The sequence below is a fragment of the Dawidia soli genome, from assembly GCF_018598185.1.
GTDB lineage: Bacteria > Bacteroidota > Bacteroidia > Cytophagales > Cyclobacteriaceae > Ohtaekwangia > Ohtaekwangia soli.
Genome location: NZ_JAHESC010000023.1, coordinates 91,674 through 106,546, shown reverse-complemented (window position 1 = coordinate 106,546; position 14,873 = coordinate 91,674). Strand labels below are relative to the sequence as shown.

The following is a 14,873-nucleotide window of genomic DNA, read 5'->3' as shown; positions in this document are numbered from 1 at the left end:
GTTAGTCGGGTTTCTGATACACATTGGTGCGACGTACTTCCATGTAACGCTCGGGATGGTCCAACGGCCGAAAGCCATATTGGCTGTATAGTCCCTGTGCGTCCGAGGTCACCAGCACGATGCGGCGAAAACCCTGCAGGGGCTCCGCTTCAAATATATATTTCATCAACTGTTTCGAAAGGCCGCGGCCGCGGTAGGCTTCGTCGACAAACACGTCGCCCAGGTAACCGAAGGTGGCGTGGTCGGTAACGAGCCGGGCAAATCCCACCTGGCGTCCCGCATGATAAATACCAAAACAGAGAGCGTTATCGATGGAGCGTTGAACGATCTCCAGGGGTATGTTTGCCGCCCAATACGACTGCTGGGAAAGAAACTGGTGTATATACGGTACGTTCAGACGCTGTTTGTCTGCGCTAAAGAGAAAGCCGTCTGCTACCAGCTCTGGAAATGTTATTCCATTCATGATCCGATCTTCAATACGATCTTACCAAACTGTCCGCCTTGTTCCATGCGCTTAAATGCTTCGGGTGCTTGTGCCAGCGGGTATACTTCATCAATCACCGGTTTGAGTTTGCGGCTTTCGATAAAGTCGAGCATGGACAGGAACTCGTCGCGTGTGCCCATGGTGGTGCCGTGTATGGAGAGTTGCTTCCAATAGAGCAGGCGTGTGGCCACGTCGGTAATGTTGCCAGCCGTACGACCAAAGTTCACAATGCGCCCGCCCGGTAACGCCAGCTCAATAAATCTATTAAACTGATCACCGCCGGCACTGTCGATGATGATATCGAAACCACCGGTCTCTTTTTGTGCTTGTGCCGCCCAGTCGGCTTCGGTATAAACAAATCCGCCGGCCGCGCCCAGCGTCTTCGCCTTCTCGATCTTCTCGCGTGAGCTCGACGTGACATATACCCGCGCCTGGTACGCCACGGCGAATTGCAGCAGCCACAGGGCGGCACCACCGCCGATGCCGGTAATGAGCACCTTCTCCTTCGCCCGCAACCGCGCCTTCGAGAACAACGCACGGTAAGCCGTCAACGCCGACAACGGGATCGCCGCGCACTCTTCATTCGACAGATGCTCGGGCTTCTCAAAGATATATTTCTTGGAAATGACCATGTATTCGGCAAAGGTGCCGTTGTCCGGGAAACCCAGGATGCGGAATTTATCGCCCTGTACCATCGGGTTCGCGCCCCACTCCAGCGACGGATTGATCACGACTTCCATGCCCACCAGGAACGGATCGGCATCCTCTCCTACATCTTCCACCACGCCACAGCCGTCGGAGCCGAGGATCACGCCGTCGGGGAACATCTGTTCCTGCTCCTGCATCACCCACAGGTCACGATGGTTGAGGGCCGCGGCGTATAGCCGGATGAGCACCTGGTCTTTAACAGGCCGGGGTTTCTTGAAATCGCCAACTGTCAGGGGTTGGTCTTTGCCTTTAAACAATAGGGCTTTCATATAGCATCAAAAAAATATCACTACCCAAGCGACCGATGCCGGTCAGGTAGTGATACGTTGTTATACCGCAAAAAGTTATCAGCGTACGGGGATGATGTAATTCCACTGGTGTGTATCCGCCTCCTTGCCCATGCGAATGTTGTTGAGCTTTTCTTTTACACGCAGCTGGAAGCTCGACGGACCCGCCTCGGGAACGGCCAGGTCCTGCCCTTTGATGTTGATCAGCGCAATGGGCGCTACCACGGCCGCTGTACCGGTACCGAACGCTTCGGTCACTGCACCGCTCTTCAGACCCGCTTCGATCTCGTCGATGCTCACGCGGCGCTCCTCGATCTTCATCCCCATATCTTTGGCCAGCGTCAGGATCGTGTCGCGGGTAATGCCGTCCAGGATGGCCGTATTAAGCTGCGGCGTCACGAGCGTACCGTTGATCACGAACATCACGTTCATCATGCCTACCTCGTCGATATACTTATGTTCTTTGTGGTCCGTCCACAAGATCTGATCAAAGCCTTCTTCGCGGGCGATCTGTGTCGGGTAAAAGGCACCGCCATAGTTACCGGCGCATTTCGCAAAACCGGTACCCCCTTCGGCGGTACGCACATAGTGGTCTTCTACTTTCAGGCGGTAAGGTTTGGCCTGGTATGCCGCCACGGGACTATTGATGATGATAAACTTAAAGTGATCCGCCACTTTAACGCCCAGGCGCGCTTCATACGCAAACATGAACGGACGGATATAGAACGACGAGCCCTCGCTGGTGGGGATCCAATCCTTGTCGAGCTCGATCAACGCATGCAGCGACTGTACAAACATCTCTTCGGGTACTTCCGGCATGCACATGCGGTTCAGCGAGCGGTTGAACCGCTGCGCGTGGCGCGCCGGACGGAAGATATTGATGTTCTTATCGCTGGTCCAAAACGCCTTCATTCCTTCAAAGACCGCCTGGCCGTAGTGCAGGGAGAGCATCGCAGGGCTCATGAGCATGTCGCCGTATGGCACGATCGTGGGCTCATGCCACTTGCCGTCTTTGAAGTCGGCTACGATCATGTGATCTGCAATGTATTTACCAAATTCCAGGTTGTTGAAATCAACTTCTTTGATTCTCGATTTCGAAACACGCTGCACAGGAATAGAAGTCGTCAAGGTCGTCATAGTTCTATGGGTTATGAGGTGGAAATTTCATAATTATCTGTCTAATAAGCATGGTTTATACGGATATTTTTAGCGCATGCGCCCGATACACCGCCAGCAGCACATCAAAAGCGAGCTTTCCGTCGGCCTCGCCCGTCTGCCAGTTAGAGATCGCCGCGCGTATGGCCGGCGTACCTTTGTACACGGTAGGCGTAAAGAAAACACGTCCGTCGTCGCGAACGGCATCGAGAAACGCCCGGATCTCGTCCAGGGTAGTTTCGCCGCGGAAAGAAAAACATACTACATTCATCCGCACCGGCGCCAGCAGGCGAAACTCGTCCGAGCGCTCCAGGCGTTCGCCCAGGCCGTGCGCTACAGCGCAGTTGCGCTCGACGATCTCCCGGTAACCGTTGCGGCCATACGCCATCAGCGTAAACCACGACGGCAGGGCGCGAAACCGCCTGGAATTCTCCGGTGTTACATGCATGGAATCGGGCATCAGCGCCGGATCTCCCAGGTAGGCCGCCTGGTTCTGGAACACCTTTACCTGGATGCTTTTATGACGGGTGAATTGCATGGCCGCATCGTATGGTACATTCAGCCATTTATGCGCATCGATCGTTACACTATCGGCCAGGTTAATGCCCTGCATCAGGTGTTGATGTTGCGGCGAGCACGCGGCAAAACCGCCAAAGGCAGCGTCTACGTGTAGCCAGAAGTTATATTTCTGTTTCAGGGCACCGATGGTCTGCAGATCGTCAAAGTCTACGGTATTGACAGTACCTGCATTGGCCACGACCACCACCGGTCCGGATGCCTGCGCCAGCGCAGCCTCCAGCGCCCGTACATCGATCGCCTCGCGGCCGGGCAGCGTATCGACCTTCACCCACGACGTGCGCCCCACGCCCAGCATGGAAAGGCTTTTCAAAATGCTGGAGTGCGGTGTTGCACTGAGTACCCGCATGGGCGGCATGCCATACAGGCCGTCTTCACTCAGGTTTACGCCGTGCTGCTCGCCGATCCACTGACGTGCCGACGCCAGGCTCACAAAGTTGGACATCGTGGCCCCCGTCACAAACGTGCCGGTATACGCCATGTCGAGACCAAAGAGCTGCTTGAGGAAGTGTAGCGTTTGGCGCTCCAGGAAATGAGCCACCGAGTCGGTGCTGCCCGACATGACCTGGTCATAAACACTCACCAGCCAGTCGCCCGCCAGTGACGCGGGCGTCGAGCCCCCGGTAACAAAACCGAAGTAGCGGGGCCCCGCGCTGTTCGCCATGCGTGGCGCATACCGCTCGCGGAATTGTACCAGCACATCCAATGCACCCCACCCCTCGGCGGGCAGGTCGGCAAAGGCATCGTCGGGCACATAGCGCGATGGTGGCGCCGGCTCGGTAGGGTGGAAATGCTCATCAGCCAGTCTTCCCACCTGTTGCAGGATGGCGGTGATGGCTTCTTTGTCGCTTCGTAATACTGCATTCATAGTCCGATCGCGTTAGCGGTGATTAATATATACATACCAGTCCTTTCCCTGCCGGCTGTACAGAGGCCAGCACTTCTTCTTTTGCCACAGATCCCACCAGCCGCTCGACGATCCATCCCACCAGGTCCAGCGCAGCCAGACATCCGGCGGCAGTAGCGATGTTGCCGTGTACGACCAGGGCTTTATCTTCTACCGTCACCCCCATCGATCGCAACTCTTCGACTGCCGTGGGGTAGGTGGTCGCCGTAATACCGTCCAGCAGTCCCAGGGCGGCCAGGATCAACGCACCCGAGCACATCGAGCAGATGATCTGCCGCGACGGATCGAGGTTGAATCGCTTCAGGTATTGTTCGTCTTTGATCAACGCGCGTGTACCCGCACCACTGGCGAAGAATACGACATCGGCGTCGGCACATTCCTCGATCGTACCGTGTGTCTTCAGCGGCATGCCGGTGACGGAAGTATGGATCTTTTCCGTACCCACAATGCGAACACTCCATGCGGGATCGACGAAACGCACGCGGTTGAACAGGTCCCAGGGCAGGTGCACGTCGATGTCGGTGAACTTTTCAAAGGCAACAATGGTAACTTTTTTCATGGCGGGTCTGGTTATGGTTTTATGTTGACAATACAGGATCGTCCGTGGAAGTATACGCCACAGTTGATGTCTTTCGGCCGAAGCCGTCAAAGTATAGATCCGGGGTTACGTATCGATACGTTTTCCGAGAATGGCGAGGCTTCGCTGCACCCCGTCAAGCACGGCGACGTCGGGGAACAACCCCCACTGTGCAAAGCCCGCGCCTTCAAACAACCGAAGGCTTGGCGCGTTGTGCGCGAAGATGAACCCCAGCAGCGTGCTCACCCCCAGGGCGCGGCACCGGATAGTCGCCTCTTCTAAAATCTTCTTGCCATACCCCTTGCCACGCGCGGCGGGGTCGAGGTAGATGGCGATCTCGGTGGTGCCGTTGTAGGCCGGACGACCGTAGAACGATTTGATGCTGACCCAGCCGAGTGTCGTGCCGGCGTCATCTTCTACGATCCACAGGGGGCGGCGGTCGGGTGTAAACTCTTCAAACCACTTCACGCGGCTTTCAACAGTCACCGGCTCAGTGTCGGCTGTCACCATTCTGCCCGGCACCGTCGTGTTGTAGATCGCTACGATCTGCGGCAGGTCTTGCAACATGGCATCTCGGAACTTCATATAAATAAGAATAGGTCTAAGGTCTGGTGGATGTTTATAGGGTCAAAGCGTTTTTTTCATAAGCCAGTCGGTCTGCACGTCGTCTCCCAGCACAAAGGCATGCTCGCTGAACCGCTCGAAGCCGAACTTTTTATAGAAGGCCTGCGCGCGGGTGTTGTGTTCCCATACACCCAGCCATACCGTTCGGTAGCCGGCTTTGCGTGCATGGTGCAGACACGCTTGCAGCAGGATCTTGCCTACCTGTCGCCCCAGGTAATCCTGGTGCACATAAATGCGCTCGATCTCCAGGGCCACTTCGGAGTGAAGCGCCTCCAGCGGCTCGCCCTTGCGCACCTTAGCATAGCCTACCGCCGCTGTCCCCGCATAAGCCAGGAAAAAAACAGTGCCTTCTTCCTGCCATTCCATCTCCAGCTTTTGCAAACCAAAGTTCCGCTCGCGGTAAAGCGCCATGTCTTCCGCTGTGTTGTGTTCGCGGAATGTATCTTCAAAGGTCTTGATGGCAAGCTCACGCAGCACCGGCAACGCATCGCGCCCCACCGTCTGGATCACAAATTCTTCTTCCATACTTCTATAAAGATAGCACCTTTAATCATGCGAGAGCTGTGCCTTCCACGCATTGCGCAGCTGATACCCGCGGTTCACGATATAGATGCCCGCGATGGTCAGCAGGATGGCGATGCCCATGCGGGTATTGAGCTTCTCGTCCAGCACCAGCCATCCCAGCACCACCGCCACCAGCGGGTTTACATAGGCATAGAGCGATACGATCGTTACCGGAAGCTTACGCAATGCGTAGGAGTAGCAGGTATACGCGATCACCGAGCCGAACACGATCAGGTATGCCAGCGGCAGCAACGTCTTGGCCGTCCACGGTATGGCGTGCAAATCATCAAAGAGCAGCGAGAACGGGATCAGCCACAGTCCCCCGAAGAGCATCTGCAAGCCCGCATTCAAAAACGGATTGCTGTCGGCGCTGTGCTTCTTCATCCAGATCATGCCCGTCGCCCACGACATCACGGCCGTCAGTGTCATCACAATGCCCATGACATACTCCGGGCGGGCAAAGTCGCTTAAGTGCTCACCGAAGATCAAGGCAATCCCCACGGCACCCAGGGCAACACCCAGCATGATCGGCATCGTCGGGCGCTCGTCTTTTTGGATCGCCATGTTCAACAGGATCACCACCACCGGCATGAATGAGCAGATCACCGCGGCAATACCGCTGGGGATGTGCACTTCCGCCCACGCCACAAAGCCGTTGCCGACCGAGATCATGAGGAAGCCCGCCAACGCCTGGCGAAGAATGTAACGCTTATTCGGCACTTTCACCTTTCCAATGGTCAGCATAAAGACAACGAGGATCGACCCGGCCGTGATCTGCCGGATAACGGTGAACAGGAACGGCGGGAAATCAACGACCGCCATCCGCATGGCCAAAAAGGTAGTTCCCCAGATAATACAGATCGCTACAAGGGCCAGGTACGCAAACAGTAGATCTCTTTTCAAAGCGGTGTGGTTAAATACGTGTAAAGAATGGTCAAAACTTGCTTTTAATACGCAGAAAAAACAGTTTCAGTTTCGGGTATTTTGACCATATCAGTTTATCGCATCGTCAACACTGGAAAAATCACCAGCACCTTTGAGATCATCCTGGTGAATGACAACTGCCCTAATACATGCCACGGTGACCACACAGGCGCTGATAAAATAAGCACGCTTGAAAAACGTTTATGTCAGCACAGTCGTTACATTTCGCTTTTCATCCTCGTCCATGAGCGTTTCTAAGAAAATCAACTCCTTCCGGAGAAGCCTGATGCGCAGCCTTACCCGTGGCATCGGCCGGTCAAACAACCTTCCTGCCGGGACGCCCCGCGACCCGATCGTTGTTCAACGCGTGCTTATCTGCCGTCCCAACCACCGCCTCGGCAACTTGCTGTTGATCACCCCGCTACTACAAGAAGTGACCGCCGTCTTTCCCGGTTGCCGCATCGACCTGCTGGTAAAAGGCGGTGTAGCCCCCGTGATCTTTCAGGGCTACGACAATATCGACCGTATCATTTCCCTGCCCAAGAAACCGTTTAAAGAGCTACTGCGCTACCTGCGCGTGTGGGTGTCCTTAAAGCGTACGCGGTACGACCTGGTAATAAATGTCGTAAAAGGTTCCTCTTCCGGGAGACTGGCGACGAAATTCTCCACCGCGCCCTATAAGATCTTTGGAGACGAAACGACGATCGACCCCGGGCTGACCGGCCACCAGCATATTGCCCGGTACCCGGTATACCAATTCCGAAACCACCTGGCGGCCTGGGGTATCCCCCCGCGCACAGCCGACACGCCGCCCCTGGACCTTCGGTTAACCGCGGCCGAACGGGCTGCCGGGCAAACACTCCTGCATCAGCTAACGGGCAACGACCGAAAAGCCATCAGCGTGTATACCTACGCCACCGGCGACAAATGCTATTCATCTGACTGGTGGACAACCTTCTACACCCGACTAAAGGCTGAGTTCCCCCACTATAACATTGTCGAGGTCCTACCCATCGAAAATATCTCGATGCTTTCTTTCCAGGCGCCGACCTTCTATAGTAAAGATATCCGCGCGATCGCGGCGTTCATTGCTGCCACCGCCGTTTTCATTGGCGCCGACAGCGGTATTATGCACCTGGCCACATCGTCGCATGCACCTACCGTTGGGTTGTTTTCCATCACCGATCCGGGGGCATACCAGCCTTACGGGCATCGCAGCCTCGGCATCGACACCCGTCACTCCGATCCCGACCGCTGGATCCGCACCATCCGGGATATTTTGGAGCAAGCATAAGTCTCTCCCGCTACGTTCGTAGATCATCTTTTCTCTTTCGTCGCTTTTTTACCCGGGTATGATTATTTCGCGACCGCTGTAAGCAATCTTTTGCTTTTTGTTCGCGTTGGTTTTACAGAGCCGTCGAATACTGTAACCGAAATCGTTTGCTTGAAAAAGTATACAATATTTCGGGAGGTCTCTTCGACGATACCCTTAACACCCATGAAGAGAATTATTACTGATCCTGCGTATTCCTTTCTACAGGAGTACGTCGAGAATATTCCCCACACCTTTGGAGATCGGGGAATCGTGCTGCATGCCAAGCGGAATATTATCAAGGAAGATACGGTACACGGTGTTCACCTGGTCATCAAGTCTTTTAAACGCATTTACCTGCCCAACCGCATCCGGTATACCTATTTCGCTTCCTCCAAGGCGCAACGCGCCTTTGACAACGCCCACATCCTCACGAAACTGGGCTTTACCACCCCGCGTCCAATCGCCTACATCGAGATCACCCGCGACGGCCTGATCACCGACATGTATTTTGTCTCGGAGTACACGGACTTTGTCGCCCTTGACAAGATACGCGAAGCACCGCTGGAAGAGGCCAGGCCCCTGCTTCTGCAACTGGCCCGGCATACCTACCAACTGCACCAGACCGGCGTCTACCACATCGACTACAACCTTGAAAATATACTTTTCCGGCAGCACGACGGTCGATACGAGCTGTCGCTGATCGACAACAACCGCATGAAGTTTGGCCTGATCCGCTTCAACGATGGCATCCGCAACTTTGAACGGCTGGGCCTGTCGACCGAACACCTTACGTTTGTGGGTAGGGAATATGCGCGGCTGTGGAATGTGCCGGAGGTCATCGCCATCGAGCGACTTTTTTATTATAAAAGAAAGCAGTTGGAGAAGCGGTTGCGGAAAAAGGCTTTAAAGCAGGTCCTTGCCGGTCTGAAGAATCTCCGGGAAACATCCCCGGTAATGAGAGCGCTGTCAACACGCTATCTGGCCGCGGTCAATTTTATGACGAACTTTGTGTTGTTGGTAGCCTATTGGTGGAGGAAGTCTTAGCATGGCAGGCGTTAGCGTCTGGCGCAAGTCTTAACTAACTACCATATACAACATCCCAATCCTTCCACACGGGTTCATACCCCTGCTTCCGGATCATAGCAGCAATCTCCTTTGAAGACCGCTCATCCGAAACCTCAAACTGCTCCAGTGACTCGGGTTCCACACTATATCCGCCGGGATTCGTCTTCGATCCCGCGCTCATGCTTGTAATGCCTAACGGGATAATGTTATCACGAAACGCCTCCCGCTCCCGCGTGGAGATCGATATTTCCAATGTATCATTCAGCAGCCGGTAAGCACAGATGAGTTGCACCAGCTCGCGGTCGCTCATGTAACTATGGAACTCCCGCACTTCGCTTTCGCCGGCCTTGCCGACCTCGATCGGCCGCAACCGGGGGAACGACACCGAGTACTTTGTCTGCCAATACGTCTTTTCCAGGTACTGAACATGCAGCGCCGTAAAGAAGCTATCGACACGCCAGTCCTCCAGGCCGATCAATGCCCCTACGCCAATTTTATGTATCCCGGCCTTACCCAGCCGGTCGGGCGTTTCGAGCCGGTATTGAAACTTCGATTTCTTCCCCTTGGGATGGTAGTGTTTATACCGGTCAGTGTGATACGTTTCCTGGTATACCAGCACCGTGTGCAGCCCTTCTGCGATCAGGGTTTCATAGTCCGCTTGATCCAACGGCTGCACTTCCAACGATATGTGCGCGAAGTAAGGTCTCACCAGCCGGATGGCATGTTGCAGGTATGGCACGCCCACCGTCTGGTTAGCCTCGCCTGTTACGAGCAGGATGTGATCATAGCCCATGGCTTTAATAGCCTGTACCTCCTGTAAGATCTCGGCGTCTGTCAGGGTTTTGCGTTTGATCTTGTTATCGAGGCTGAAGGCGCAATAGGTGCAGATGTTCTGACACTCGTTGCTGAGGTATAGCGGCACATACATCTGTATCGTGCGGCCAAAGCGTTTCAACGTACGCGTCCGGCTGAGACGTGCCATCGCCTCGAGGTGCGGCGCCGCTGCCGGTGATACCAGCGCTTTAAAATCTTCCAGGTCGCACCGTTCCTTCTGCAAAGCGCGCCGCACATCGGCATCGGTCTTTGCCCGGATGTCCGCCTGTACATCCTGCCAGGAAAATCGGTTGAAGTATTCGGTGAACATGATCAGTCTTTCAGGAATGATGTCAGCGGACTGCTTGCCTGCGCATGATCGTGCGCGGCGGCCAGCCGTGCTTCATACGCCATACGCCCGGCGTCTACTGCCAATGCAAAGGCACGCGCCATCGCCGCCGGATCTTGCGAGACGGCAATGGCCGTATTCACCAGCACCGCGTCGGCACCGATCTCCATGGCCTTCGCCGCGTCCGAGGGCGCGCCAATGCCCGCATCGATGATCACCGGCACCTGGCTTTGCTCGATAATGATCTCTAAAAAGTCCAGGGTACGCAGACCCTTATTGCTCCCGATCGGAGATCCCAGCGGCATCACGGCCGCGGTACCCGCGCCTTCCAGTTGTTTACAGAGCACGGGATCGGCGTGAATATACGGCAGCACAACAAAGCCGAGCTTAGCCAATGCCTCCGTTGCTTTCAAGGTCTCCAACGCATCGGGTAACAGGTATTTAGGATCGGGGTGTATTTCCAGCTTTACCCAGTTTGTCTCCAGCGCCTCCCGTGCCAGTTGCGCGGCAAATACCGCCTCGCGCGCGTTGCGGGCACCCGACGTATTGGGCAAGAGTCCGAGCGACGCTGTGCGCAACGGTGCCAGCAGCGCATCCGTGTCGGTCTCCCGGTCCACGCGCTTTAACGCTACGGTTACAAGCTCTGTACCCGAGGCCTGTACCGCCTGCGCCATTTCTGCAGGAGAGCCAAATTTACCCGTCCCGAGGAACAACCGCGATCGGAATGTTTTACCGGCTATGTGTAGTGGTTGCATACAATATTTCTCTTAATTGATCGACTGTCTTTCTTTTATCCGGAGCCTGCGTGATGGCGCCCGAAAGCGCCACGCCATATACACCGGTCTCGCGCAGTGCCGGTACATCGTCTACGGTTATGCCCCCGATGGCATAAACAGGGGTCATAATATTCTCCCGGCGCAGCGCGTCCAGAAGAGCCGTATACCCTTCCAACCCTAGCACCGGGCTGAGCCTGGCTTTCGTCGTCGTGAACCGGAACGGCCCCAGGCCGATGTAGTCACATCCTTCCGCGGCACGCTGGCGCAGGTCCTGTAACGTATTGGCCGTGCCGCCCACCAGGCGCGCTGGACCTACGATGGCACGGGCTTCGGCCACCGGCATATCTTGCAGCCCCAGGTGTACACCGTGGGCATCGGTCTCCAACGCCACGCGCGCGAAGTCGTTCACAATAAAGAAAGCTTTATACTCCGCGCACAGCTTGCGCACAGACTCCGCCAACATGCGAACCACCGCTTCCTCCTGTTCTTTGAAGCGCAGCTGAATCCAGGTACAGCCGGCATCGAGGGCCGCCTGGATATTTTGCCGTTGTTCTTGTGCCGTATGGCCTTGTGATATGTATTGAATTCTACTGAACATGATACGCGAGTAGATTTTCGTTGCTGTTTAAAATACGTTCTATATATGCCTTGCCTTCGGTACAAGCCTGGGGCAACGATCTTCCCCACGCCAGGTTCGAGGCAATGGCCGAAGAAAGGATACACCCCGAACCATGCTTGGGCCATGCACGGGGTATACCCGGTAAAAACGTCGTGACCTGTTCTGCTTCGTACAGGTAATCCGTTCCCATGTGCTCGGCCAGGTGGCCACCCTTGAGGTATACACGGCAATAGCGGGCCAGTTGGCGCGCGGCTTCTTGTGCATCGTCTATACCCGCCAGCTGGCGCGCTTCCGGTACATTCGGTGTGACCAGGCAGATATGCTGTAACACTTCTTGAAGCCGCGCGGGCTCTACATCGTCCACAAACCTGAACCCGGCAGAGGCCGCCAGCACCGGGTCCCACACCAGGCGGATGTCGGCACGCTGTGCGGTGATCCATCGCACCAGGCTGTCGAGCACGGTAAAGTTTTCGATGATCCCGATCTTGACGACCGCCACCGCATATTGTGCGAACAGCGGCGCGGCCTGATCCAGGATCGTCGTCAACGGCAGCCAGTCCACCCGGTGAAACGTATTCTCTGTCTGTATCGTCAGCGCCGACGCCACACCAAAGCCCAGGCACCGGTGCTGCTCGCAGGTCTTTACGTCCGCCAGCAAACCCGCGCCCGCCGTGGGATCCAGGCCGGCGATGCTCACCACTACCGGGCGTGTATATACCATGCTTCCTGCAATTGTTTAAAGTTCTGTACCGGGTCACCCTGTTGCCAGATCGACCCCAATGCCGCGATGCCGTCAAACCCCAGGTTGTATACCGCTTCACAACGATAGGGATCGAGGCCCCCGATCGCGATCCGCTTCGTCGTCTGCGAAGCCCTTGCGGGCGCCTCCAGCGGAGCTGTCGATCGATACCCCGGCTTGGAAATGCTCGGAAAGACGGGGCCCAGCAACGCATAGTCTATTGCCGATGACAGCGTTCGATACTCCTCCGGCGAATGGATCGATGTCGAGATCGTTTTCCCCAATGCTTTCCAGCGGTCAAGCTGCGCCGACGGCGTTTGCTGCCGCACGATCGACGGCAGGTGTATACGCTGCATGCCCCATGTCTCGCCCTCCGCGTGGTGCTGATGCCAGGTCAGCCGGCCATAATAGCGCAGATCGATGCCCTGCAGAAGGTCACGGAATACGCCCGCGCCCGCCTTGGGTTTGCGCACATGCAACACCTCCAGTCCCGCCTCAAAGAGACGGTTGAAGCACTCCGCTTCACGGGGCATCGGCACGGGGCTTGAAATAACGACCAGCATACCCGTTAACTATACAGCTCGCTGCCTTGCAGGCGAAACTCTTCCGACTTATCAAACATGCCTTGCGCGGCCGAGTCGCGGATCTCCTGCGTGATCTTCATCGAGCAGAACTTCGGCCCGCACATGGAGCAGAAGTGCGCCACTTTTGCACCGTCTGCCGGCAAGGTCTCGTCATGAAACTCCCGCGCCGTGTCGGGGTCCAGCGACAGGTTGAATTGATCTTCCCACCGGAACTCAAACCGTGCTTTGCTCAACGCATTGTCGCGATACTGCGCACCGGGATGACCTTTTGCCAGGTCGGCCGCGTGCGCCGCCAGCTTGTAGGTAATAACACCGTCTTTTACATCCTTCTTGTTCGGAAGGCCGAGATGCTCCTTGGGTGTGACATAACACAACATGGCCGTACCAAACCAGCCGATCATGGCGGCACCGATCGCGGAAGTGATGTGATCATATCCCGGGGCGATATCGGTGGTCAACGGGCCCAGCGTGTAGAACGGTGCCTCGTGACATTCCCGCAGCTGTTTGTCCATGTTCTCTTTGATGAGGTGCATGGGCACGTGGCCCGGGCCTTCGATCATTACCTGCACGTCGTGCTTCCAGGCAATCTTCGTCAGCTCACCCAGCGTCTCCAGTTCGGCAAACTGCGCGGCATCATTGGCATCGGCAATGGATCCGGGCCGCAGGCCATCGCCGAGGGAAAAAGCTACATCGTATGCCTTCATGATCGCACAGATCTCCTCGAAGTGGGTATATAAGAAATTCTCCCGATGGTGTGACAGGCACCATTTAGCCATGATACTGCCGCCCCGCGAAACGATGCCCGTCACGCGCCGGGCCGTGAGCGGAATATACCGCAGCAGCACACCGGCGTGGATGGTAAAGTACGAAACGCCTTGTTCGGCCTGCTCGATCAGCGTGTCGCGGAAGATCTCCCACGTCAGGTCCTCGGCCTTGCCGTGCACTTTCTCCAGCGCCTGGTAAATGGGCACCGTACCGATCGGCACGGGCGAGTTGCGGATGATCCACTCCCGTGTTTCGTGAATGTTCTTTCCGGTGGACAGGTCCATGATCGTATCCGCGCCCCAACGGCAGGCCCACACGGCTTTCTCTACCTCCTCTTCGATGGAGGATGTAACCGCGCTGTTACCGATGTTGGCGTTGATCTTCACCAGGAAGTTGCGCCCGATGATCATCGGCTCACTTTCGGGGTGGTTGATGTTGTTGGGAATGATCGCCCGGCCGGCGGCGATCTCGTCGCGTACAAACTCGGGTGTGATATAGTTCTTCGGCGTACGCGCGCCAAAGCTGTTGCCCGCGTGCTGGTGACACAACATGGCGTCGTGGCGGCTCGCCTCCTGCTGCTCCTGGATCCGTTGGTTTTCGCGGATGGCGATATATTCCATCTCGGCGGTAATGATCCCTTGCTTGGCATAGTGCAGCTGCGTTACGTTCGCGCCGGCCTTTGCCTTCAGCGGCTTCCGGATGTGCTCGAACCGAAGATGTTCCAGGCTCTTGTCTTCCTGCCGGGCACGGCCGTAGTCGGAGCTGACGTTCTCCAGCGACTCGACATCACCACGGCCCATGATCCACGACTCGCGCAGGCGCGGCAGTCCTTTGCGCACGTTGATGTCCTGTTGGTCGTCGGTATAGGCGCCGCCCGTGTCGTATACCGTCACCGGTGGATTTTCCACCAGCTGACCGTTGTGCAGACGCGTCGGCGACAGCGTGATCTCACGCATGGCCACCTGCACGGGGTGCAGCGACCCCGCCACGTATACTTTCCGCGAGCCGCTGATGGCTCCCGTCGAAACTGTTTTTTTCATAG

16 protein-coding genes are annotated in these 14,873 nt (G+C 56.3%); 2 read left to right on the top strand and 14 right to left on the bottom strand.

Translation table 11 applies throughout. The features are described from left to right. Nucleotide 1: 1 nt before the first annotated feature. From KK078_RS16590 to KK078_RS16555, 8 genes are all read right to left on the bottom strand, one after another. The gene (locus KK078_RS16590) at nucleotides 2–463 is read right to left on the bottom strand and encodes a GNAT family N-acetyltransferase (protein WP_254091418.1); all 462 of its coding nucleotides are present in this window, start codon (nucleotides 461–463) and stop codon (nucleotides 2–4) included. Next, nucleotides 460–1,461: a zinc-binding dehydrogenase gene (locus KK078_RS16585; RefSeq protein WP_254091417.1), complete on the bottom strand. Its 1,002-nt coding sequence runs from the start codon at nucleotides 1,459–1,461 to the stop codon at nucleotides 460–462. Before KK078_RS16585 ends, KK078_RS16590 begins: the two co-directional genes overlap by 4 nt. 78 nt (nucleotides 1,462–1,539) lie before the next feature. Next, nucleotides 1,540–2,616: a branched-chain amino acid aminotransferase gene (locus KK078_RS16580; RefSeq protein WP_254091416.1), complete on the bottom strand. Its 1,077-nt coding sequence runs from the start codon at nucleotides 2,614–2,616 to the stop codon at nucleotides 1,540–1,542. A 55-nt stretch (nucleotides 2,617–2,671) separates the two neighbouring features. Beyond that, entirely contained in the window at nucleotides 2,672–4,078 is a 1,407-nt protein-coding gene (locus KK078_RS16575; RefSeq protein WP_254091415.1) for a pyridoxal phosphate-dependent decarboxylase family protein, read from the bottom strand. A gap of 22 nt (nucleotides 4,079–4,100) precedes the next feature. Beyond that, entirely contained in the window at nucleotides 4,101–4,676 is a 576-nt protein-coding gene (locus tag KK078_RS16570; RefSeq protein WP_254091414.1) for a DJ-1/PfpI family protein, read from the bottom strand. A gap of 105 nt (nucleotides 4,677–4,781) precedes the next feature. After that, entirely contained in the window at nucleotides 4,782–5,279 is a 498-nt protein-coding gene (locus KK078_RS16565; RefSeq protein ID WP_254091413.1) for a GNAT family N-acetyltransferase, read from the bottom strand. Between the two features lie 42 nt (nucleotides 5,280–5,321). Continuing rightward, nucleotides 5,322–5,843: a GNAT family N-acetyltransferase gene (locus KK078_RS16560; protein WP_254091412.1), complete on the bottom strand. Its 522-nt coding sequence runs from the start codon at nucleotides 5,841–5,843 to the stop codon at nucleotides 5,322–5,324. A 21-nt stretch (nucleotides 5,844–5,864) separates the two neighbouring features. Then, on the bottom strand, nucleotides 5,865–6,785 hold the full coding sequence (locus tag KK078_RS16555) for a DMT family transporter (protein WP_254091411.1): 921 nt from the start codon (nucleotides 6,783–6,785) through the stop codon (nucleotides 5,865–5,867). A gap of 265 nt (nucleotides 6,786–7,050) precedes the next feature. Between KK078_RS16555 and KK078_RS16550 the strand changes: the two genes are divergently transcribed. Continuing rightward, nucleotides 7,051–8,100 (top strand): glycosyltransferase family 9 protein, encoded by a 1,050-nt coding sequence (locus KK078_RS16550; RefSeq protein WP_254091410.1) that lies wholly within the window; start codon nucleotides 7,051–7,053, stop codon nucleotides 8,098–8,100. Between the two features lie 204 nt (nucleotides 8,101–8,304). Beyond that, the gene (locus KK078_RS16545; RefSeq protein WP_254091409.1) at nucleotides 8,305–9,165 is read left to right on the top strand and encodes a lipopolysaccharide kinase InaA family protein; all 861 of its coding nucleotides are present in this window, start codon (nucleotides 8,305–8,307) and stop codon (nucleotides 9,163–9,165) included. A 34-nt stretch (nucleotides 9,166–9,199) separates the two neighbouring features. Here KK078_RS16545 and thiH read toward each other — a convergent pair whose 3' ends face one another. The 6 genes from thiH to thiC are packed head-to-tail and all read right to left on the bottom strand — an operon-like array spanning nucleotide 9,200 to nucleotide 14,871. Next, complete coding sequence (gene thiH, locus KK078_RS16540) at nucleotides 9,200–10,330, bottom strand: 2-iminoacetate synthase ThiH (RefSeq protein WP_254091408.1); 1,131 nt, start codon at nucleotides 10,328–10,330, stop codon at nucleotides 9,200–9,202. A gap of 2 nt (nucleotides 10,331–10,332) precedes the next feature. Then, nucleotides 10,333–11,103 carry a thiazole synthase gene (locus KK078_RS16535; protein ID WP_254091407.1) on the bottom strand — a complete coding sequence of 257 codons (771 nt, stop codon included), beginning with the start codon at nucleotides 11,101–11,103 and terminating at the stop codon, nucleotides 10,333–10,335. Next, the gene (locus KK078_RS16530; protein WP_254091406.1) at nucleotides 11,078–11,722 is read right to left on the bottom strand and encodes a thiamine phosphate synthase; all 645 of its coding nucleotides are present in this window, start codon (nucleotides 11,720–11,722) and stop codon (nucleotides 11,078–11,080) included. Before KK078_RS16530 ends, KK078_RS16535 begins: the two co-directional genes overlap by 26 nt. Continuing rightward, nucleotides 11,712–12,464, bottom strand: a complete 753-nt coding sequence (locus KK078_RS16525) for a hydroxymethylpyrimidine/phosphomethylpyrimidine kinase (protein ID WP_254091405.1) — start codon at nucleotides 12,462–12,464, stop codon at nucleotides 11,712–11,714. The genes KK078_RS16530 and KK078_RS16525 overlap by 11 nt, the downstream gene beginning before the upstream one ends. Further along, on the bottom strand, nucleotides 12,443–13,045 hold the full coding sequence (locus tag KK078_RS16520) for a thiamine phosphate synthase (protein WP_254091404.1): 603 nt from the start codon (nucleotides 13,043–13,045) through the stop codon (nucleotides 12,443–12,445). Before KK078_RS16520 ends, KK078_RS16525 begins: the two co-directional genes overlap by 22 nt. Nucleotides 13,046–13,050: 5 nt before the next feature. Further along, entirely contained in the window at nucleotides 13,051–14,871 is a 1,821-nt protein-coding gene (thiC, locus tag KK078_RS16515) for a phosphomethylpyrimidine synthase ThiC (RefSeq protein WP_254091403.1), read from the bottom strand. Nucleotides 14,872–14,873: the final 2 nt, after the last annotated feature.

What these genes read in the sequence shown, in the direction of transcription:
- KK078_RS16590 (WP_254091418.1), bottom strand. Translation starts at nt 463, where the DNA reads ATGAATGGAATAACATTTCCAGAGCTGGTAGCAGACGGCTTTCTCTTT.
- KK078_RS16570 (WP_254091414.1), bottom strand. Translation starts at nt 4,676, where the DNA reads ATGAAAAAAGTTACCATTGTTGCCTTTGAAAAGTTCACCGACATCGAC.
- KK078_RS16545 (WP_254091409.1), top strand. Translation starts at nt 8,305, where the DNA reads ATGAAGAGAATTATTACTGATCCTGCGTATTCCTTTCTACAGGAGTAC.
- KK078_RS16525 (WP_254091405.1), bottom strand. Translation starts at nt 12,464, where the DNA reads ATGGTATATACACGCCCGGTAGTGGTGAGCATCGCCGGCCTGGATCCC.
- KK078_RS16520 (WP_254091404.1), bottom strand. Translation starts at nt 13,045, where the DNA reads ATGCTGGTCGTTATTTCAAGCCCCGTGCCGATGCCCCGTGAAGCGGAG.
- KK078_RS16550 (WP_254091410.1), top strand. Translation starts at nt 7,051, where the DNA reads ATGAGCGTTTCTAAGAAAATCAACTCCTTCCGGAGAAGCCTGATGCGC.
- KK078_RS16580 (WP_254091416.1), bottom strand. Translation starts at nt 2,616, where the DNA reads ATGACGACCTTGACGACTTCTATTCCTGTGCAGCGTGTTTCGAAATCG.
- thiC (WP_254091403.1), bottom strand. Translation starts at nt 14,871, where the DNA reads ATGAAAAAAACAGTTTCGACGGGAGCCATCAGCGGCTCGCGGAAAGTA.
- KK078_RS16530 (WP_254091406.1), bottom strand. Translation starts at nt 11,722, where the DNA reads ATGTTCAGTAGAATTCAATACATATCACAAGGCCATACGGCACAAGAA.
- KK078_RS16565 (WP_254091413.1), bottom strand. Translation starts at nt 5,279, where the DNA reads ATGAAGTTCCGAGATGCCATGTTGCAAGACCTGCCGCAGATCGTAGCG.
- KK078_RS16575 (WP_254091415.1), bottom strand. Translation starts at nt 4,078, where the DNA reads ATGAATGCAGTATTACGAAGCGACAAAGAAGCCATCACCGCCATCCTG.
- thiH (WP_254091408.1), bottom strand. Translation starts at nt 10,330, where the DNA reads ATGTTCACCGAATACTTCAACCGATTTTCCTGGCAGGATGTACAGGCG.
- KK078_RS16535 (WP_254091407.1), bottom strand. Translation starts at nt 11,103, where the DNA reads ATGCAACCACTACACATAGCCGGTAAAACATTCCGATCGCGGTTGTTC.
- KK078_RS16585 (WP_254091417.1), bottom strand. Translation starts at nt 1,461, where the DNA reads ATGAAAGCCCTATTGTTTAAAGGCAAAGACCAACCCCTGACAGTTGGC.
- KK078_RS16560 (WP_254091412.1), bottom strand. Translation starts at nt 5,843, where the DNA reads ATGGAAGAAGAATTTGTGATCCAGACGGTGGGGCGCGATGCGTTGCCG.